Annotated in this window: 22 protein-coding genes; 4 read left to right on the plus strand and 18 right to left on the minus strand. The window is 48.3% G+C overall.

Annotation, left to right across the window (positions count from 1 at the left end; genetic code table 11):
- Positions 1–33 precede the first annotated feature (33 nt).
- The 14 genes from N5923_RS15920 to N5923_RS15985 all read right to left on the minus strand — a co-directional run bounded on the left by N5923_RS15920 (position 34) and on the right by N5923_RS15985 (position 10650).
- Positions 34–249: a TraR/DksA family transcriptional regulator gene (locus N5923_RS15920; RefSeq protein ID WP_267143703.1), complete on the minus strand. Its 216-nt coding sequence runs from the start codon at positions 247–249 to the stop codon at positions 34–36.
- On the minus strand, positions 242–823 hold the full coding sequence (locus N5923_RS15925; protein ID WP_267143704.1) for a DUF2857 domain-containing protein: 582 nt from the start codon (positions 821–823) through the stop codon (positions 242–244). The genes N5923_RS15920 and N5923_RS15925 overlap by 8 nt, the downstream gene beginning before the upstream one ends.
- A 14-nt stretch (positions 824–837) precedes the next feature.
- Positions 838–1032 (minus strand): AlpA family transcriptional regulator, encoded by a 195-nt coding sequence (locus N5923_RS15930; protein ID WP_267143705.1) that lies wholly within the window; start codon positions 1030–1032, stop codon positions 838–840.
- A 139-nt stretch (positions 1033–1171) separates the two neighbouring features.
- Positions 1172–2098 (minus strand): hypothetical protein, encoded by a 927-nt coding sequence (locus N5923_RS15935; protein ID WP_267143706.1) that lies wholly within the window; start codon positions 2096–2098, stop codon positions 1172–1174.
- 243 nt (positions 2099–2341) lie between these two features.
- Positions 2342–3352, minus strand: a complete 1011-nt coding sequence (locus N5923_RS15940; protein WP_267143707.1) for an NADP-dependent oxidoreductase — start codon at positions 3350–3352, stop codon at positions 2342–2344.
- A gap of 206 nt (positions 3353–3558) precedes the next feature.
- Positions 3559–3957 (minus strand): hypothetical protein, encoded by a 399-nt coding sequence (locus N5923_RS15945; RefSeq protein WP_267143708.1) that lies wholly within the window; start codon positions 3955–3957, stop codon positions 3559–3561.
- A gap of 128 nt (positions 3958–4085) precedes the next feature.
- On the minus strand, positions 4086–4901 hold the full coding sequence (locus N5923_RS15950) for an oxidoreductase (RefSeq protein ID WP_267143709.1): 816 nt from the start codon (positions 4899–4901) through the stop codon (positions 4086–4088).
- A 133-nt stretch (positions 4902–5034) separates the two neighbouring features.
- Complete coding sequence (locus N5923_RS15955) at positions 5035–5610, minus strand: TetR/AcrR family transcriptional regulator (RefSeq protein WP_267143710.1); 576 nt, start codon at positions 5608–5610, stop codon at positions 5035–5037.
- Positions 5611–5747: 137 nt separating this feature from the next.
- Positions 5748–6638 carry an alpha/beta hydrolase gene (locus tag N5923_RS15960; RefSeq protein WP_267143711.1) on the minus strand — a complete coding sequence of 297 codons (891 nt, stop codon included), beginning with the start codon at positions 6636–6638 and terminating at the stop codon, positions 5748–5750.
- Between the two features lie 115 nt (positions 6639–6753).
- Entirely contained in the window at positions 6754–7218 is a 465-nt protein-coding gene (locus N5923_RS15965; RefSeq protein WP_267143712.1) for a DUF2000 domain-containing protein, read from the minus strand.
- Positions 7219–7314: 96 nt separating this feature from the next.
- A complete protein-coding gene (locus tag N5923_RS15970) occupies positions 7315–7608 on the minus strand; it encodes a putative quinol monooxygenase (protein WP_267143713.1) in 294 nt (97 codons plus the stop codon).
- A 42-nt stretch (positions 7609–7650) separates the two neighbouring features.
- Positions 7651–8637 (minus strand): acrylyl-CoA reductase (NADPH), encoded by a 987-nt coding sequence (acuI, locus tag N5923_RS15975; protein WP_267143714.1) that lies wholly within the window; start codon positions 8635–8637, stop codon positions 7651–7653.
- 46 nt (positions 8638–8683) lie between these two features.
- Positions 8684–9472, minus strand: coding sequence for an SDR family NAD(P)-dependent oxidoreductase (locus N5923_RS15980; RefSeq protein ID WP_267143715.1), 789 nt, complete (start codon positions 9470–9472; stop codon positions 8684–8686).
- A gap of 80 nt (positions 9473–9552) precedes the next feature.
- Positions 9553–10650, minus strand: a complete 1098-nt coding sequence (locus N5923_RS15985) for an alkene reductase (RefSeq protein ID WP_267143716.1) — start codon at positions 10648–10650, stop codon at positions 9553–9555.
- Between the two features lie 406 nt (positions 10651–11056).
- Between N5923_RS15985 and N5923_RS15990 the strand changes: the two genes are divergently transcribed.
- Together N5923_RS15990 and N5923_RS15995 are read left to right on the plus strand one after the other, a co-directional pair.
- Positions 11057–11641, plus strand: coding sequence for a TetR family transcriptional regulator (locus N5923_RS15990; protein ID WP_267143717.1), 585 nt, complete (start codon positions 11057–11059; stop codon positions 11639–11641).
- Positions 11642–11852: 211 nt separating this feature from the next.
- Complete coding sequence (locus N5923_RS15995; RefSeq protein ID WP_267143718.1) at positions 11853–12452, plus strand: LysE family translocator; 600 nt, start codon at positions 11853–11855, stop codon at positions 12450–12452.
- Positions 12453–12658: 206 nt separating this feature from the next.
- Here N5923_RS15995 and N5923_RS16000 read toward each other — a convergent pair whose 3' ends face one another.
- The 3 genes from N5923_RS16000 to N5923_RS16010 all read right to left on the minus strand — a co-directional run bounded on the left by N5923_RS16000 (position 12659) and on the right by N5923_RS16010 (position 15941).
- On the minus strand, positions 12659–14050 hold the full coding sequence (locus tag N5923_RS16000; protein WP_267145245.1) for an NAD-dependent succinate-semialdehyde dehydrogenase: 1392 nt from the start codon (positions 14048–14050) through the stop codon (positions 12659–12661).
- Between the two features lie 161 nt (positions 14051–14211).
- Positions 14212–15342, minus strand: coding sequence for an alkene reductase (locus tag N5923_RS16005; protein ID WP_267143720.1), 1131 nt, complete (start codon positions 15340–15342; stop codon positions 14212–14214).
- Between the two features lie 152 nt (positions 15343–15494).
- Positions 15495–15941 carry a MarR family winged helix-turn-helix transcriptional regulator gene (locus N5923_RS16010; RefSeq protein ID WP_267143721.1) on the minus strand — a complete coding sequence of 149 codons (447 nt, stop codon included), beginning with the start codon at positions 15939–15941 and terminating at the stop codon, positions 15495–15497.
- Positions 15942–16181: 240 nt separating this feature from the next.
- Here N5923_RS16010 and N5923_RS16015 point away from each other — a divergent pair, with 240 nt between their 5' ends.
- Entirely contained in the window at positions 16182–17189 is a 1008-nt protein-coding gene (locus N5923_RS16015) for an aldo/keto reductase (RefSeq protein WP_267143722.1), read from the plus strand.
- A 151-nt stretch (positions 17190–17340) separates the two neighbouring features.
- Positions 17341–18603, plus strand: coding sequence for an MFS transporter (locus tag N5923_RS16020; RefSeq protein ID WP_267143723.1), 1263 nt, complete (start codon positions 17341–17343; stop codon positions 18601–18603).
- Positions 18604–18927: 324 nt separating this feature from the next.
- Here the strand turns inward: N5923_RS16020 and N5923_RS16025 are convergent, their stop codons facing one another.
- The gene (locus tag N5923_RS16025; RefSeq protein ID WP_267143724.1) at positions 18928–20178 is read right to left on the minus strand and encodes a tyrosine-type recombinase/integrase; all 1251 of its coding nucleotides are present in this window, start codon (positions 20176–20178) and stop codon (positions 18928–18930) included.
- Positions 20179–20216: the final 38 nt, after the last annotated feature.

Genomic DNA, 20216 nt, shown 5'->3' on the forward strand with positions numbered 1-20216 from the left:
CAAAGAAAATAATTTCCCCACACGTCTTTATGATTATTTACAACGATTGCGGCGTTCAAGTATGGACTGACACTCAATACAGGTTGTCACCCCCGGCAATGACTGCCTTCGCTTCTCTGGAATGGGCTTACCGCAGAAATGACAGTGGGATCTTGAGGGAGTGGCAGCTGGTTTGAAACGGCTCTGTTCAATCATTTCTTCGAGTCGCTGCTCATTAAACTCCTGATCGCGGTCTATCTCATCAGGCATGCGATGCCCTCCTGTTCAGTGCTTCTTTCTCACAAAGGGTGATGCGGTTCCAGACAGTGGTGAGGGAAGGACCTTTTTCCCGAGAGGACAATGACTCAGTGACCTGCATCATCGCTTCCAGTGCTTCATAAGTATCAAGGTTTTCATAGCGATTCTTTTGCCATGATAGCCAGATTTCGGCATCGATAGTTTCATCAGGGATAGGTGTTCGGCCATAAGGGATGGCGACACCTAGCAAACGTCGACGACTACAAACCTCATTTGAGGTGATGCCAAAAAAGTGATTGAGGAGCGCAATGGAGCCTCTTAATCTTATGGCACGATTAATCTGTTGCTGACGGTGTGCTTCCTCACGTGACAATGTTAGGATCTGTTTTAAAACGTCGTGATGGATGGTGATCGACATAAACTGTGTGGATGTACGACTGATGATGAAGAGTTCGTCGAGGGATAGTTGATTGAGGGCATTCACTTCGTCGAGTGTGAATCCTAACGTTTCACAACGAAGAAAATTGCCATCTTTGATCTCGGTAAGGGCATTTGTTAATACCGCATAATTCAGAGAGTGGAACATATTTACACCTCCCTTCAACGCGTTGAGCGGTCAGCCAATTTGAGGTTAATCCACTCGTCAATTTCAGATTCGAGCCAGGCTACACTGGCGGGTCCTATCTTGATTGAAGAGGGGAAGGTACCTTCTTTCATATACAGGTAGATCTGTGAGCGTTTCAGCCCGGTTTTTACTTCCACTTGTTTCAGGCGTAATAACTGATGAGATGTCATTGATACCTCCAGTGCAGAAATGGGATGTGCCCGGAGATGACAAGAAAACACTAAAATGCGGCTAAATAAAGTTAGTAAGTCCGTATTAAGGATTACATTGTGCTTAATACGGGCTTTTAACATAATGAATTACGGTTAATTAACTAGTTGATGAAATGAAAGTGGGAGAACCCCGCTCAAGCGCTGTTTTCAACGTATCGCCACTCAAATGATCGGTAATACCATCAGTTCTTGCCCATTGTTCAAAAATAGATAAGAGCTTATAAGGTTGCTTAATCAAGGGGCTGATGGTTTCATTATGCTGGCAGGCAAGCCAGAACAGACGAGATAGAGGTGTTGAAATACGTGTTGACGACAATGGATTCTTTCTTTTATTAATCGTCAAGTTGAGTAGTTTATCAAGTTCAGCGTATCTAATCACAAACCAGGCATCTTGCGGTAAATCATGAACCGGGAAATATGCCTTTTCTCGGTGATTATTCATACTTTGCAAAGAGATATCGTTATTGACATCTTGTGCGATGTTTTTTGGTAGTTCCGTAATTTTTTGTTTTATTCGTTTTTTCCATGTGATTCTATCGAAAACAAGAAAAACTTCCCCATGATAACTGACAGTTATACCATAATTAGTTTCAGTTGCACCTGTTACAGGTAACGGTATTTTTAAGGAGCGGGCAAGTAATCTTTGTATGAGCACATACTCATAGCCAAATAATGTTGTATCAATCACTCGCTGTCGGGGGGTGATGTATTTACCATCAGTGCTTACAATCAAGTCTCTTTCATTAAGGAAACAGTTTTTATCAAGAAAGCATAATTTATCAATAAGTGATTGACCTATCGACTTGAGCTTAACCTTGTATTCTTTTCTATTGATTTTGCGAAGTGCGAACGGGGATTGAAAGTATATTGAAAGAGATATTTCCCCATGCAGAGCATGCCTATATATATCGCTTTCTTTTAAATTTAAGTCTTTTTTCTTGTTCGCTAACTTGATTGCTTCGCTTATAGTGAACCAGTCAGGAGAATTATGAGTTATGTTTGATGGCGATTGTTTGTTTTGCATGGCACACCTCCTTCTGTTTAATATATTTTTATTTGTTTCTCATTTATATAAGAGAGGGAATTGAATGCTGAAATATATTTACAGTTAATAATTATTAAGGAAGGGGGGGGGGATGATTTTTGTTGAAAACAAATGAAATAAAAAATAGTTTTTCCTCTACTAACCAAGTTTTTCTTATGTTATATATGGCTAGTAAAGGAATGTTTATAGATAAAAACTCGTTTTTGACTTTAATAATATCCCTTACTTTATTTCCTTGATTTTAATAATGACTTTACCTTTTGAATGTCCCTCAGCAAGATAGTTGAGTGCATCCTGAGCCTGTCCGAAAGTAAATACTTTATCTATGACAGGATTGATATGCTTTTCCTCAATAAGTTTTTTTATTTCGGTGAGTTGCATTCCATCGGGTCGTACAAACAGAAAGGAGTACGCTATATCTTGTTTCGCTGCAAGGCGCTTGATTTTGAAACTCATTAACCTAAATATAATCCTCAGACCAAAATTTAAACCTCTTGCAAGCGCGAACGCTTCATCCAATGGGCCAATAAGAGAAACGATAATTCCGCCGCGTTTCACGATTTTAATCGATTTTTCTATAAAGTTCCCTCTAACTGTGCCGAGTACCATGTCATAGTTTTTAAGTAATTCATCAAATTCCTCTTTCCGGTAATCGATGACCTTCTCGGCACCAAGATCTTTGACCCATTTAAGATTGCCAGTGCTGGTTGTTGTAGCGACTTTTATCCCCAGATGTCCGGCCAGTTGAATGGCAAATGTACCAATACCACCGGAGCCTGCCGGAATAAACAACCGCTGACCCGGTTGAAGATTTGCACGCTCGACAATTGACTGCCATGAGGTTAGTCCCACCATGGGAATAGAAGCAGCTTGCACAAAATCCAGATTCTCAGGTTTGAGTGCGGCTGCATGCTCTGGAACGACTGCAAAGTCAGCTATTGAGCCTGTGCCAAGGTCGAAAATACTTGCGAAAATGGCATCTCCAGGTTTAAAGCGCGTAACGTGTCTCCCCACCTCTGTTACGATCCCGGATAAATCACTTCCTATCGTAGCCGGAAGTTTAAACTTTAAAATAGGTTTGAAGGTACCTTTTAAGATCATATTATCTATGGGATTTAACCCTGCTGCATATATTTCAACCAAGAGTTCATCAGGTTTTATCGTTGGGCGTGGGACATCAGTGATTTTGATATCGGGTGATTTACCGTAGCGCGAGAAGGTCAGAGCTTTCATTGTTTTCATTTCATTATTACCACAGGTTTAATGATCAATTTTCACAGAGGAACACGGTTTAAATTTTGAATGTTGTCAGCTGACTTTTATATGATTTCATTCCTGGATGGTGTCCTTTGGATAAATCTATGGGCCATGGTTTTATTCACAGCATACAAAGCTGATATAATAATTCAGAATTAAAACCAGAGTTTACAATTCTTCTTTCATGACCGTTTTGCATCAGCCCATGCAACATACAAAAACGCCAGCGATAACGTAATTTCAATCCCGACGGACACCAAAATCCCCGGGCTGACGTGATTGACTTTTAGTTCAAATATGCCAAGAAATGCAAGCAGCAGACATGCAACAGAAAAACCCAGAATAAGCGCCGAGCGGGCAGGGGAGAGCCCAGCGTATCTGGCCAGCCAGAACATCGTACCGATACCGGCACACATTGCTGCGACGCGGCGACTCATCAACCCAGCTCCGGAGGAATAAATGACCCCCCAGGCAGACAGCATCTGTTCGGGAATAAACATCCATGAGACTGACAGTAAATAAAATAGTAAAGCAGTTATCGTCGCCAGACGACGGAAAAGTGGAGTTGCCGCATTTGTCATTGTGACTTCCTTGCGATATAGCGGTAAATATTCTTTACTGTACCCATCGCAAAATCTGAAATTACTTTGCTCTGCATGCCAGTAAGCATTGCCTCGATCCGCATTTTTTTATTTGTCTGTCTGTTAAATTATGCATCTAGTTGGAGGCTTTTGCGGATGCCCGCATCCAGTACACTGGCAGGTGCAAAACGACGTAGAAACTGCAATTGTCTAGCTGCCTTGCCTGCTGTGTATCGCAACTTTGGTTGTGTCGCTTGCGCCGCTTTCAGCACCACTTCTGCCACCACCGCAGGGGCATCTGCTTTCTCCATTGCCTGAGCAACGACCTTTGCCAGGTTATTCCGTACCTGGTTGTATTCTTCCAGCTTCGTATCGGGCTGCATGTTATTGGCCTCGAACTGTGTTCTGGTGTAAGCCGGCTCGATGACGGAGACGCGAATCCCACGAGTACGAAGTTCATGGTCGAGCGCTTCAGAGTATCCTTCAACAGCATGCTTACTGGCTGCGTAGAGTGCGACATATGGCATCGGCACCACTCCCAAAATTGAACTGATGTTGATAATCCGGCCGCTGCCTTGCTGACGCATATGGGGCACTACCGCGCGGGTCATGCGCACGATACCGAGGAAGTTAGTGTCCAGAATAGCCTTAGCCTGTTCGATCGAACTCTCTTCTGCAGCACCTGGCGCGACGCCAAAACCTGCATTGTTGATGAGAAGGTCGATATGCCCCTCTCGTTGAAGCAATTCACTCACTGCCGCTGTGACAGAGCTGTCATCGGTGACATCGAGTGCAATTAAAGGAAATTGCCCTTGTCCTGCCTGCTCACCGCGTCTGCTCGTACCGTATACTTTATAGCCGGCTGCAAGCAGCCTGATAGCAGTAGCCTCACCAATACCAGAAGACGCGCCAGTGATCAGCGCTACAGGTTTAATGCTTGTCATGAAAACTCCTTCAATGTGATCCATAAACTTCGATCAGGATGGTTTAGTTAAGGCTGTATATCTTTTAACGGAATTTTGTATGCCGCCTACATACAACAAATATGACGACCATCATATTGCTGGGCGAAAAAAATCACCCGGTTGTAAATTGTTCGATCACAGCATGACTTATTGATTCGGCAAGCTGAGGATCACCAACGGCACGGGCTAATATCAGTGCACCTACGATGCTGGAAATGGTCATCAGAGTCCGTCTGTTCTTATTAATCAGGTCAGGATCTGGTATTTGCCCGGCAATGACTTCGATCATTTCTTTGATTCGACAAGTCGCTGCATGGCGAACTTCAGGTGCCTGCCGTGGCATTTCTGAGCCCAGCGCAGCAATAGGACAGCCAGATTCGATGTCTTCCTGGTGCTGTGGTGAAAGATAGGCTCGAACCATGTACTCCAACGACTGGCCATGAGGAGCAGATGACGCCACTTTTGAGGCTGAGGTCACCGCCTGGGCACCGGCGCGATCGGCAGCTTCAGCAAGCATGGCGTCCCTGGATGCAAAGTGGGCGTAAAAACCTCCATGCGTCAGGCCAGCGTCTTTCATAATGTCTGCAACACCAGTACCGTTATAACCAGTACGTCGGATAGCGCGCGCTGCGGCTTCAACGATCCTGTCATGTGTTGCTTCTTTTGTATGGGTAGTGTGTTTCTTCATATGATTATGACCATAATCTAAATTTAAGTAAACGGCAAGATAAACTCTTCTAACCTTCTACAATTCGGGGGTGGGAAGCCTGAGTGGGTATTTCCCTGTCAGGTATCGAAACAATTTTAAATACTCAAGATTCTGAGTCATGCGAACGAGTGGTTTAATAAAAAACGTGTCACGTGTTCTATGACTTCGTCTGGTTGTGAGTCCGGGAAGAAATGCCCGCCGGATATTGGGGAAGACGTCAACCGGCTGCAGCGAGCGTTCCAGGTAGCAGGCAAATCATAGAGTCTGGCCATCACACCGCTGTCACCATAGAGAACCAGTACCGGAGCCTCAATTAGTCGCCCCTCATCAGCCAGATCATCGACCAGATCGACTGTCAGGGTGGCGCGATAGTCATTACAAAATCCTGAGATTGTCTCCGGATCACGCCAGGCGGCTCGATAGGCTTCCAACTGGATGGGATCAAAATCTTCCGGTCCAGCCGCTCCCCAACCGAACAGGCAATTCTCAAAGAAAAAATCAGCATCGGTCTGAATAACCCGCTCCGGAAAAGGGGCTGGCTGGGACAGGAAGAACCAATGCCAATAACTTTTCGCAACGTCATGACGTAAATCCTTCAACATCACCACCGTCGGCACGATGTCCAGAAGTGTCACGCTTTTCACTGTATCCGGATAGTCGAGAGCCATACGATGGGCGGTACGTGCCCCGCGATCATGACCGATCACATGGAAGTGAGAGTGCCCTAATGCCTGCATTAACATGACTTGATCTCTGGCCATGGCGCGAAATCCATAATTCATCAACCCGGTTTCTGCTGGCGGCTTATCCGATGCACCATAGCCACGTAGATCGGCACAAATGACGCAATAACCACGGGCTACCAGGGCGGGTGCGATCCGTGCCCAGATTGCCATGGTCTGTGGAAAACCGTGTAAAAGCAGAACCGGTTCGCCCGTGCCTAAGGTGACACAGGCGATGTTCAGCGAACCCGTATTGATGCGATGAGTTGTAAAATCTTCAAACATGATGATATGAGCCTCAAAGATGCGGTAGTCTGCTTGGGATAGAGGCGAATAACATTACCGGTTTATCCCGCTACATTGATTGTCAGTAAGGATGTGCTTTTTATTTGTGAACAGGTTATTGCAGCAGCTTGAGTCCCTTTAGGATTTTATCTGCGGTATTGCGCCCGGCCCGGAATGCCAGCCCGACAATGTCAAGATCCTCAGTTGCTACTGCAGCCACCGCAGCCCGGTTATCATCATCATTGAAGGTATCGAAAAGTTCCCGGGTAAACACCGAGAACGCAACACCTCGGCTGCGGGCGCGTTCGGCCGTACGTTTGATAGTCTCAGCACTGGCACCAAAGACCAGTACAGGATCTCTGAACATCGGGAGATATTGTTTCCCTGAAGCATCATGGTAAGTCTCGCCGAGAGCCTCTTCATTAATAGCGATGCCACTGATGGTGAACGCGGTGACATTCAACCGTTGCCACGGTTCGAGATCTTCTCTCAGTACGACCGTAATTCTCATGCGCGGCAGGGCAGACTGATATTCACTCTCCGTCATGACGGCCTGCTGGGTTTCTGCTTCGGTTGTCATCAGGTCCTCCAGGTCGATGGGCTCGAAATAAAATGGAACAGAGCGCAGTGTTCAGTGACCTTTCATGCGCTCTGTGATACGGGTCGTGATGGTGGGCTAAATCACGGCCCCGAGTTGCAGGATCGTCGGTTCGCCCGCCAGTAACGAGGGAGCTCTAGCAAAGAATGCCTGAACATCGGGTTTTTGCTGATGGGCATCAGAGTCTGCTTTGCTTTCCCAGATTTCATAAAGCACCCAAGTGGGTTCTCCCACGACTTGATGGTAATTAAAAGTAATCACACCTTTATCTTTACGAGTACCGGTTACGTTTTCTTCAACCAGAGCAGAAAACTCAGCAACATGCTCAGGTTTTACCTTCAGGATCACACACAGTGCATAGGGATCAGACATGACTTCCTCCATTGATGCAGATTAACAGGCCTAGACTGGCATTCAGGCATTGACGTCGACTATCGTCCGTCCCCGGACTTTGCCTTCGAGAATATCACTGGCGGCAGCCACCACGTCATTCAACCCAATGACCTGAATTGTTTGTGCCAGTTTATTTAAATCCAGGTCACGTGCCAGCCGTGCCCATGCCTGAACACGGATGTCATGGGGGGCGTTAACCGCATCAATACCTGCGAGGGTCACATTGCGCAGAATGAAAGGCAGTACCGAGGCAGGTAGATCTATCCCCTGGACCATACCAAATGCGGCCACAACGCCGCGATAGCGGATCTGAGCCAGAACATTGGCCAGCGTATGGCTTCCGACGGTATCAATAGCCCCTGCCCAGCGCTCAGCGGCAATTTGCTGGCCTGGTTCGGACAGGGTGTGGCGATCTATAACTTCCGCAGCACCCAGGCTGCGTAGATAATTGGCCTCTTCGGGACGCCCGGTTGATGCTACGACCCGGTAACCAAGGGATGACAGCAACATGATGGCGATTGATCCGGCTCCACCGCTGGCTCCGGTCACCAGAATGTCGCCGCTGTCAGGGTTAAGTCCGCCATGCTCCAGAGCAAGCACACTGAGCATAGCTGTGTAGCCGGCAGTGCCTAGGGCCATGGCGTCTTTTGTTGTAAACTGATCGGGTAACCTGACTACCCATGCACCTGGCACGCGTGCCTTCTGCGCAAAACCACCATGATGGGTCTGGCCAAGGCCCCAGCAGTTGACGACCACCTTGTCACCAGGCTTAATGCCTGGCCAGGATGATGTTTCTACCGTACCGGCAAGATCGGCACCAGGGATCAAGGGAAATTGTTCAATGATGTCAAAACGGTTGTTGAGCGCCAGACCATCCTTATAGTTTACGGTAGAATAATCAACGGCAATCGTCACGTCTCCGGGCATCAGGTCCTGCTCATTAATGTCGACCGAATCCACCGAAAATTTTCCGTTTTCTTTGGTTGCCAGCAGTGCTTTAAATGTCATGTTTGAGGCCTCATTCGAGGGAGAGGGATACAAGGATTATTGGCTTTTAACTGTCTGAGCGATAACGATCTGCGGCGTGTGCCTGGCGCAAATCGGACAAGAGTCCCTGGCGTGCGGACTCCAGAGTTTCCCAACGTTCAGCAACATGCAGTGGCGGAATGGTGACGGTTTCTCGGCGGTCAAAACCCACCATAGCGGCGTCCACCAGTTCGCCGACATCCATTAGGTCAGGCAATGCATTGACATCAATGCCGGCACGTTCCCAAATTTCGGTACGGGTTCCTGCCGGTAGCACGACCTGAACGTAGACGCCCTTAGGTGTGAGTTCGAGGCTAAGTCCTTGTGAGAGTGCCAGTACAAAGGCTTTGGTCGCGCCATATATCGACATACCAAACTCAGGTGCCAGCCCGACAACCGAACCGATATTGACGATTGCACCCTCGCCGGTCTGTGCAAGCCGTGGGGCAATGGCACTGGCAAGTCGGGTCAGAGCTGTGGTGTTGAGCGTGATCAGCCGTTCAATACTGTCGGCAGTTTGCCCGATAAAGCCACCGGACTGCGCGATGCCTGCGTTATTAATCAGGATCCCCACTTTCTCGTTGTTGTGCAACGCCGCTTCAACTACTGCCAGGTCATCAGGTTGTGTCAGGTCGGCCGGGAGAATATTAATGGTGACGCCTGTTTCAGATCGCAGACGGGCAGCGAGATCTTCCATGCGATTTTTGTCTCTGGCGACCAAAATGAGGTCGTGTCCACGGTGTGCGAAACGATCGGCATAGGTGGCTCCAATACCCGTGGAGGCACCGGTGATAAGGACGGTAGGAAGGATAGCCATGTTGTTTCCTCTTGCTTTAAATAAGCCTCACCGGGATGACCGGCGAGGGTGTATGGAGCACCTGGTATGCCCTAGTGGGATTAATTCGTTGGGGTATCAGAAAGTGTTGGATAATCGATATAGCCTTTCGCTCCGCCACCATAAAGCGTGGTTGGATCCAGTTGAGCCAGCTCAGCACCCGTCCTCAGGCGCTCGACTAGGTCGGGATTGGCGATGAAGGTATGACCAAAAGCGACCAGATCGGTCTGGTTTGCACTGAGACGTGAAGTAGCCAGTTCCAGGGTGTAGCCGTTGTTACCGATATATGTATTACTGAAGCGTTCACGCAGCGCGTCATAATCGAAAGGGGCGATGTCGCGGGGACCGCCAGGCGCACCTTCAACGACGTGCAGATAAACCAGGCCCAGCGCGTCCAGTTTTTCGACGAGATAATTGTACTGTGCCTGCTGTGAGGTATTCACCACGATCCCATTCAGAGGGCCTACTGGCGAAATGCGGATGCCGGTGCGTTCAGCGCCAATTTCATCTGAGACAGCTGCCGCAACCTCCAGGACCAGGCGTGCTCGATTCTCTACCGAACCACCATAAGCATCTGTGCGTACGTTAGCGGTTTCTTTCAGGAACTGATCAAGCAGGTAACCGTTGGCCGCATGAATCTCCACGCCATCAAAACCCGCTGCGATGGCGTTGGCTGCTGCATTTCGAAAGTCTTCAACTATCCCCGTGATTTCATCGGGTTCAAGCGCCCGAGGCTCGGAAACATCAGCGAATCCATTGTTGACGAATGTTTTAGCATCGGCGCGAATGGCTGAAGGTGCGACGGGTGCGGAGCCATCCGGGCGTAAATCAACATGGGAGATGCGGCCGACATGCCAGATTTGCAGAAATATTTTGCCCCCTCTCACATGTACAGCTTGTGTTACCTTGCGCCAGCCGGTGATCTGCTCAAGTGAATAGATACCGGGAGTGTCCTGATAACCCTGCGCCCCGGCAGAAATTTGGGTTGCTTCTGTGATAATCAGACCTGCTGTCGCACGCTGACTGTAATAAGTTGCAGCCAGTTCACCAGGGACCAGACCAGCTCCAGCGCGGTTACGGGTAAGCGGAGCCATAACGATGCGGTTAGAGAGCAGCAGTGAGCCAAGTGTATAGGGTTCAAATAACGTTTTGTCGGCCATGTTTATATCTCCGTTTAATACATTGAGGAAAGAGGGGAACACGTTTTACTCAGCAAAGAGCTGGATGGCATGCCGGAGAAATCGTTCCGGAAACTGAAATTGCACACCATGACCGGCATCGGGGAAAATAAAAGCTGAGTGTCAGATATTTTTTTTGCCAGATGCCAGGCGAAAATTGATGGGGCCGGGAGCCAGGGCGCTTCAGTACAGGAAGTGTTATCACAACGATGACAAGCGAAACGTGTGGTTGCGGTCTGGTGGTTATCGCTCATAACGTAAAGCCCTTCATAAAAGCATGAATCATTATGATGATGATCATAATCTTTGTCGTCAAGGGCTTTGATGACGATTAACATCAATGTATATTGTTAGCGAGTATTGTCATAAACGGACAGGGGCATTTGAAATGAGGGTCACAAAAGCTCAGGCACAGGCCAATCGGGCGCACATAGTCGAAACAGCTTCGGTTCTGTTTCGTGAGCGTGGTTATGACGGTGTGGGGGTGGCCGATTTGATGGCTGCGGCAGGTTTTACCCATGGCGGTTTTTACAAACACTTCCGCTCGAAGGTAGATCTAATGGCAGAGTCAGCGGCATGTTCTCTGGCTCGATCATCGGAATTGAGTGCCGAAACGGATAAGCTGGCATTTATTAACCACTATCTTTCCCGAAAACATCGTGATCAACGCGGTGACGGTTGCACCTTTGCTGCTTTGTGCGGAGATGTGGCACGCCAGCCGGAAGAGGTTAAGGTCACGTTTGCTGAGGGGATTGAACAATTACTCGTAGGGTTGGGGCAGGGTACGCACAAGACTGTAGATCCCGAGTGTCAGGAGGCTCGCCTTGCCACTCTAAATATGCTTGCCCATATGGTTGGTGCTGTTGTGCTTTCACGTGCTTGCCCTGATGACTCACCTCTGGCTGATGAAATCCTCGATATCTGCCGTACAGGGCTACTCAAATCACTTCATTCTGATCCTACCAATTGCTGACAGGAGGCATTCCTGGCAGTGATAAACGGCAAACTTCAGTTTATGAAGAAAACAGACATGCTGAGTAAGCGATAATCTTTATCAACTGGCAGATAGGGTCATTGAGTTTTTTAATGACCTGAAGTATCCGGATTAGTAGGGGGCAATGCCTGTATGCTTCAGGCAATGATACTGCTTTGATGAATAAAAATACTATCACGCAGAGACAAAAATGATTGCACTGTTCATTTATGCTTTTAGCATTATGTATACCCCCGGTCCTGTGACGACGATAGCGTTCAGCGCCGGGATGGATCAAAAAGCACCGTTTCGCACTGCTTTTGCAATCGGAGTCGCAGTCGCTATGTATCTGATACTACTTGTCCTGGGCTTTTCCGGGCAGGGACTGTTGAATAACCGCTTACTACCGTGGATAAGCAGTATTGGTGGGATTTACATTATTTATCTTGGCGTAAAGGTTATCCTCACTTCTTTTGTCAATAAACCATTATCAGGTCAGTCTCAGGATGTCGGTTTCATTAGTGGCTTCGTTATTCATCTGTTCAATCCGAAAGCATGGCTGGCAGCTTTTCCTCTAGTATTTATCTACTATCCACAGAATGATATAACAGGATGGTATCTTTTATTTATTTCAACCGTTTTAGCCCTGATTTGCGGTGGCTCATCAGTGGCTTATAACATTGCGGGGAGATGTTTTTCCAGAAAATTCTCTGACCTGAAATCGCAATTCATTGTGAACGGTTTCATGGGAGTGATGTTACTGTACAGTGGCATAATGATTCTCTATGAACATATTTATCTTTCATTGTAATGATTTGTCAGATCTGATAAATAAGTCGTTGATCCAATGGGTTTTATTTCAATAAATACAAGTCAGTTGACGCTTTAATCAGGGATGTCAGTCCCGGAATATTTCCTGAAAGGGTACAGCTTCGATTATTTTTTTACTAAAAGAAGAAGAGGAAATAAGATAAGTTACCGACCCGGGCAATACATCACGGGCCGGTATTTCACATCTTAAAAATTGCCATCAATATCAGTTACGCCGATCAGCTTGTGATTGACAAATTCTTTCAGGTCAAGACCGATTAATTCGCGACCATAACCTGAGCGACGAATGCCTCCAAATGGCAGGTCGGCTTTCACCGCAGTGGGATGATTGATATAGACCATTCCTGTCGATATTTGTCTGGCAACTCTCTTACCTCGTTCTATATCCTGAGTGAAAACAGAGCCACCAAGTCCGAAAGGAGAATCGTTGGCTATCTGGATAGCTTCTGTTTCGTCTTTAGCTTTAAAGACAAGTGATATCGGGCCAAAAAATTCCTGGTAGTAAGCCGGATTTTCTTTCGTCAGATTCGTGAGCATAACCGGACGTACGAAGGCACCGCGAGCAGGTACTTCAGAACCAATGACGGTAGCGGACGCGCCATGCGCTACAGCTTCTTCTACTTGTCTGCGAACATCATCAGCGGCCCCCTGTGAAGACAGTGGAGCCAGCGACGTTTCGGGATCTAGTGGATCGCCTGCCTTGAGTGCTGCGACGCCGGCAATATAGCGTTCAATAAAAGCTTCATAGATTGCTTCGATGACGATGAGACGTTTGGACGAGCAGCATACCTGGCCGGCATTCCAGTGACGACCAAATACGGCCCACCTGGCAGCTTTATCTAGATCAGCATCTTCCAGCACCAGAAAAGCATCGGCTCCCCCCAGTTCCATCGTGGACTTCTTCAATGCCTTTCCTGCCTGTGAAGCTACCACGGCACCCGCACCTTCCGACCCCGTCAGCGCGACACCATGTACACGGGGATCGTTGATAATTGTCTCTATTTGCTTGCGGGTCGCGTAAATATTTCTGAACCCCCCCACAGGTAATCCCGCCTCCAGCATGAGCTTCTCAAAAAGGTCAGCGGATTGCGGTACATTGGATGCATGCTTTAGTACCAACACGTTACCGGCAGCCAGTTGTGGTGCGATGATACGGGCGATCTGGTAGTACGGAAAATTCCAGGGTTCAATTGCAAGAATGATCCCTAAAGGTTCATGCACCAGCCACGCCTCGGTTACGGCCGGGTCTTTAGAAGGGAGTTTTTCTGGGGCAAGCTGTTGTTCGGCATGTTCGACATAATACTCGAATATTGCGGCAGACAATTCCACTTCAGCCTCGGCTTCACTCAGGAGCTTACCCATTTCCAATGTAAGAAATTTTGCATATTCCGTATGTCTGGCGCGGAGCAAGTCAGCCGCTTTTTTCAGGACTTTGACACGATCGGATATTGACGTGAGTTTCCACTGATGAAAAGCAGTATCTGCCTGATTGAGTGCGAGAGAAACATCTTCATCTGTCGCGTTGGGAAAAGTCTTCAGCGTTTCACCCGTATAGGGATTGGTCGTTGCGTAAGCCATTTTTATTCCTCGGTTAAATGAATGCGCCTCTGACTTGTGAACGTTGAATCTGTCAGGGAGCGATTCAGACAAGATACTAATTACTTTGCCAGAATGCGTTATTGAGCATGAGTTGGGTATTAATGGACGCGCTATGAAAGCATTAAGTGTTGTCGGGTTGCTTACCCGGCGTCACATGTACCAAGTTCAGGATAGTCGGTATACCCACTTGCTCCACCACCATAAAATGTTGTCCGATCATAAGAGTTAAGACTTCCTCCGATTTTTATACGCTCGGGGAGATCAGGATTTGCAATGAAAAGCCGACCAAATGCCACTGCATCGGTTCGGCCTGCTCCTATTGCTGCTTCTGCTGTCTCAGGGGAATAATTGCCGGCTGCAATCAATGCATTAGGCCAGAGCGGGCGAAAGAGTTCTGAAGCAAATGGCACATTCTGGTGGTTCACTTCCGCCTGTCCAGCACCGCTGGCGCGTGGTTCGATCAGATGTAAATATGCCAAATCTAATGTGGCCAGTTGTTTTATGAGGTAAGAGTAAAGCGGTAAGGGGTTATCATCTCCACTGCCGTTGGCGATGCCAAAGGGGGACAGCCTGATACCCGTCCGATCGGGTCCAAACACTTGTGAAACGGCTGTGGCAACTTCCAGCACAAGACGGCAGCGATTGTCTATCGACCCACCATAATTATCAGTACGATGATTGCTGCGGTTTTGTAAGAATTGTTCCAGGAGATAGCCGTTTGCTGCGTGAATTTCCACCCCGTCAAAGCCCGCCAGCAATGCATTGCGTGCGGCCTGAGCGTAATCCTCGATAACCAAGGGGATATCTGTTGTACTCAACGCATTCGGCGTCTCGAAAGGCGCGCGGGAAAATGTGGCAGTAAAGGCGTCACCCGGTGCAGAAATAGCTGACGGAGCCACTGGCCGTTGCCCGCCCAATAAACTGGAGTGAGAAATGCGACCAACATGCCACAGTTGCATCACGATAAAAGTGCCTCTGGCGTGAACTGCCTGTGTTATTGCCTTCCACACTTCGATTTGCTCTGCACTATGGATGCCCGGCGTCGCCGGCATACCCTGCGCGGTAGGGGAAATCTGGGTGCCTTCGGTAATGATGAGTCCGCCCTGGGAAGCACGTTGCCGGTAGTACTCTGTATTGAGTGACTGGGGTATATTGCCCGGCTGAGCAGCACGCATACGTGTTAACGGAGCCATCACAACGCGATGGGACAGTTTAAGGGCTCCAATTTTTAAAGGGGAAAAAAGGCGTTGGTTCACTAGAACACTCCACATCTGTTTAGCAAAGTTCGTCCACGCTGATTTATACCAACAGGCATAAGTAGAAACAGCATCTGCAACTCCCCTTAAACCCCGTCAGTCAGAGCGTATGCGATCGCATGCATATTGGGTTATGGCATAATCAGAATTTAAGTTAAATCAAAACTTCAGGGCAAAGAGGGTTCGTCATCAAGGCTCTGAATGCATGAATCCAGTAAAGTATGCAACTCGGCGACCCGCTCAATACCCAGTCGTTCATTCAGTGCTTCCTGCGCAGCCAGCCAGGCACGCTGCCCCTCTATGCGTTTTTCATGTCCAGACTCGGTTGCTATCACTAATCGGCTGCGAGCGTTTTCTCCCGCGTTGATTGTCACCCACCCCTGTGCAGTGAGGGATTGCAAATTGCGTGTCAACGTTGAGGCATCTAACTGCATATGCTTTGCCAGGTCAGCTGGTCTTATCGGCCCCAATCTGACCACGTGAGACAGCAATGCATACTGGGTATTTTTTAAGCCAACCTGAGCGACAAAATGATCGTAATGTCGCGTCACCATGCGATTAAGCTGGCGAAGCTTCAGGTTGGTGCATCCCTCTGGCTTGATGAACCGCTTCATATAATATACTGTATCTACAAATGTTGTATATGCAACTTTATAGTAATGCCTGTCAGATAGCAATGATCGGATGTTTGCATCAGGGAATGTCAGTTAGTTCGATGAAAACTGGGGTCAGGGCGCAGGTTCGGTATGACGTCAAAGTTATTGCTTTGTGCGTCAACCTGAATCTGCTTTTGGATTGTTCTACGGCAGGAGAGGATTGGCACTTCTGCTTTAACTCAATGTATGGAGCAAATGATGAAATACACCGTATTTGGTAACACGGGTCTTCGCGTATCACAGGTGGCGCTCGGCACTGGCAACTTTGGTACTGGCTGGGGATATGGGTCCGATGCAGATGGTAGTAAAGCTGTCTTTGAGGCTTATGCTGAAGCGGGTGGCAACTTCATTGATACTGCGGATGTATATCAGTTTGGGCAGTCGGAAGAGCAGGTGGGAAATTTACTGCAAGGACGTCGCGAGGATTTCGTCCTTGCAACTAAGTTCACGAATGGTGCAGTTCCCAGTCCAGACCGGCTGGTCACAGGTAACAGTCGAAAAGCAATGGTGGCATCTGTTGAGGCCAGCCTCAAACGACTTAAAACGGACAGGATCGATATCTACTGGGCGCATCATCCTGATGGTGTCACCCCTATGGAAGAAATCATCCGTGGTTTTGAGGATCTCGCGCGCGCGGGTAAGATTCTTTATGCGGGCCTGTCGAATTTCTCCGCCTGGCGACTCGCCAGGGCGGTGACTTTCGCAGAGCTTACCCGCACGGTTCCAATCGCAGCTGTCCAGTTTGAGCATAGCCTGGTTCACCGTGAACCTGAGGGTGATCTATTTCCTGCGTCGCACGCACTGGGACTTGGTATCGTCACATGGTCTCCACTGGGCGGAGGTATGTTGACGGGAAAATACCGGCAAGGCGAGAAAGGCCGCGCTGAAGGATTTGGTGGAAGGGTATTCCAGCCAGAAGACTCGATCAACCGTACACAGATCCTTGACACTGTACTTGATATAGCCGCTGAGATCGGTGTCAGCGCAGGTCAGGTGGCCATCGCCTGGGCGGGCACTCACGGGGCGGTCCCTATCATTGGTCCGCGTACACTTGATCAACTGAACGATAACCTTGGTGCTCTCTCTGTGGAACTGTCTACTGAGCAAATAAACCGACTGGACACTGTCAGCACCCTAAACCTCAAGGCTCCTGAGAGAAAAGTCATTGACTGGGCAAGCGGTAATACCCCTCGTATTGTTGCCTGAGTGTCTGATACCCGCTCAATGATTTTTCGCATTAACAGGTAGTGTATGGAGCCATCACGAAATTGATGGCTTTTTCAGAGTACAAGTGGTGGATATATGACGATGATGCGTTGCGGGCCAGTCGTGCGGCGGGTTCGGCTGGACTCTATTAATGAGCAATAACAAACGGTCAGCCCGGCGGCGTTTTAGCTTTTCAAGTCCTTTGATTTGGCTGGTGTTGCTGGCCGGCGCGGGTGGACTGGCATTCACGAATGGCGTACGTTTATCGATGGGGGTTTATCTTTCATCATTAAGTACTTCCACCCGCCTGAGTATTGAAGATATCAGCCTGGCTTTTGCTTTTGCGCAACTTTGTTGGGGGCTGACGCAGCCTTTTGCGGGCGCTGTTGCCGACCGCATCGGGTCAGGGCGCGTGATTTTCGTCGCGGTTATCTTAGTGGTTACCGGTACAATACTTACCCCTTACATGACGTCAACCTCTGGCCTGATATTTACCATGGCTGTGTTGGCGGCAGGCGGCTGTGGAATGGCCGGCCCTTCAGTAATGATGGCATCCAGTGCGCGGTTGCTACCCGCCAGTAAACGTGGCATGGCGACGGGTATCGTTAATGCTGGTGGTTCGACCGGTCAGGTGGTTATGGCCCCTCTGGCTATCTGGATGACGGCGGCGTACGGCTGGGTTACCTCAATGCAGTGGCTGGGTGTGCTTGTTCTGCTTGCGCTACCCGCAGCGTGGATATTAAAAGGAAATGCGCGGAACCTGACTGTAACGATGGAAATGGACTCAACCAGAGATGAGTTAACGACAATTCAGGCCCTGATTATGGCGTTTAAGACGCCAAGTTATTGTCTTGTGGCTGCAGGTTTTATGGTGTGTGGTTTCCACGTTGCTTTTCTTGTAACACATATGCCAGGCATTATTGCAATGTGCGGCATGTCTTCGTCCATTGGTGGCTGGTCTCTGGCGCTCATCGGCTTATTCAACATCGTTGGAAGCTTATTCATGGGGTGGGCAGTCGGGCGCTGGAGAATGAAGTCGTTACTCGTGCTGCTTTACAGTATCCGCGGATTGGCTGTGGTGATATTTGTGCTGTCGCCCATGACTCCCACAGTCGTTCTTATTTTTTCTGCCATCATGGGAGTAACCTTCCTGTCGACAGTGCCTCCAACAATAGGCTTGGTTGCAAAAATGTTCGGTCCAAAAAACCTGGCAATGTTATTTGGTGTGTTGATGATGCTCCACCAGATAGGGGGATTTTTCGGAGCCTACATGGGCGGGAGAGTGGTCCAGTTAACTGGCAGCTACAACTGTATGTGGTATTTAGATATTGCGCTGGCCGTCGCCGCGGCACTGATCAATCTGCCTGTTCACGAACCTCGGTTAGCGCCTTATATGAAAATGGCAGGGAAATGAGTTTGTACATATTAAACATGCTCGACTGAATAACATATTTTTCCGAGAGGGTTCTACTCCTATTGGGTTTCCATTAGAAGAATTTATCTTCTTGGCAAACCTATAAGGCAAGTTGTAGTAGATCTCAAAGTCAGGACACTGGGATAGCCTGTTTTAGCCGCACTTAACACAGGCATGGGGATATGCCATACATTGTGTATGTGGAGTATGAAAAACATTGTAAAAAGAGTGTATCCAGCCTGTGTGGACGGCCAAAGAAAGCAGATATTTTTTACCAAGATCTGCTTTTAAAAGAATTACCGATTTGGCAGCTCAAGCCATCTTTTACTCTTGGGCGTAAATGTAAGGTGCAACATATATTTCTCGGTTAGTATCCAGATAATCTGACCACCATTGCATCATTGCTTTTCGGGCATAGAGATATTCTGCTTTGTGGATATAAGCTGCACGCACGCTATTACGTTCTTGATGGCTCATCTGACGTTCAACCACATCCTGCGACCATAGGCCTGATTCCATCAGGGCACTACAGGCCATTGTGCGGAATCCGTGGCCGCAGATTTCATCTTTTGTGTTATAACCCATCAAGCGCAGCGCCTTGTTAATCGTGTTTTCGCACATTGGTTTATACGGATTATGGTCACCGGGGAATATCAGTTCCTGATGCCCGGATATAGCCCGTATTTGTTTCAAAATAGTGATGGACTGACGAGAGAGGGGAACGATATGTGGCGTGCGCATTTTGGCACCACGCCCAGAATAACGCACACCAGGGATGGCTTCACGGGTAGCAGGAATGGTCCAGATTTTGTTTCTAAAATCGATCTCAGACCAACGGGCAAAGCGTAACTCACTGGAACGGATGAACAGATGCAGAGTAAGTGATACTGCCAAACGGGTTAATTCTCGCCCTTGCTGGTAGTCTTCAATGCGAGTCAACAGTTCCGGTAGTTTCTCCAGCGGAAGGGCAGGGTAGTGGCGTTTAACGGGCGGAGCGATAATGCCGTCCAGATTGGCCGCCGGGTTGTGCTCTATTAATTCCTGATGTACGGCATGACGCATGATGTTGCACATATGCTGCCGGGTACGAGCCGCCACTTCCAGCAAACCTTTTTTCTCAATCCCTTTCAGCAGATCGATGAAGTGGCGAGTTTTCAGTTCTGTGACTGGCAAGTGTCCAATTTTCGGGAAGATATGATTGTTCATGCTGGCAAGCAGACGGGCGGCATGGTTCTCTGACCATGAGCGGTTGCTTTTATGCCACTCCAATGCCACATGCTTGAAGGTTTTTTCTGGTGAGGAAGTGGTTCTTTCAGCAGAGCGCTGTTGTGCTGGATTTATATTCTGCGCCAGCAACTTGCGGATACCATCACGTTGCTGACGAGCATCAGCCAGAGAGACATCAGGGTAGGCACCTAAGCCGAGGCGTGATTCCTTTCTATTGATGCGATATTTGAGATACCAGAGACGCGAACCGCCTGGATTGACCAAAAGGTATAGACCATGAGAGTCGGAGACTTTGAAGGGTTTTTCGGATGGTTTTAAATTGCGGATTTTTGAGTCGTTAAGAGACATGTGGGGGTCACTCCGTCATCGAACCAACTTGACCCCAA

Origin of the sequence: Winslowiella arboricola (assembly GCF_025527015.1) — a bacterium.
Lineage (GTDB): Bacteria > Pseudomonadota > Gammaproteobacteria > Enterobacterales > Enterobacteriaceae > Erwinia > Erwinia arboricola.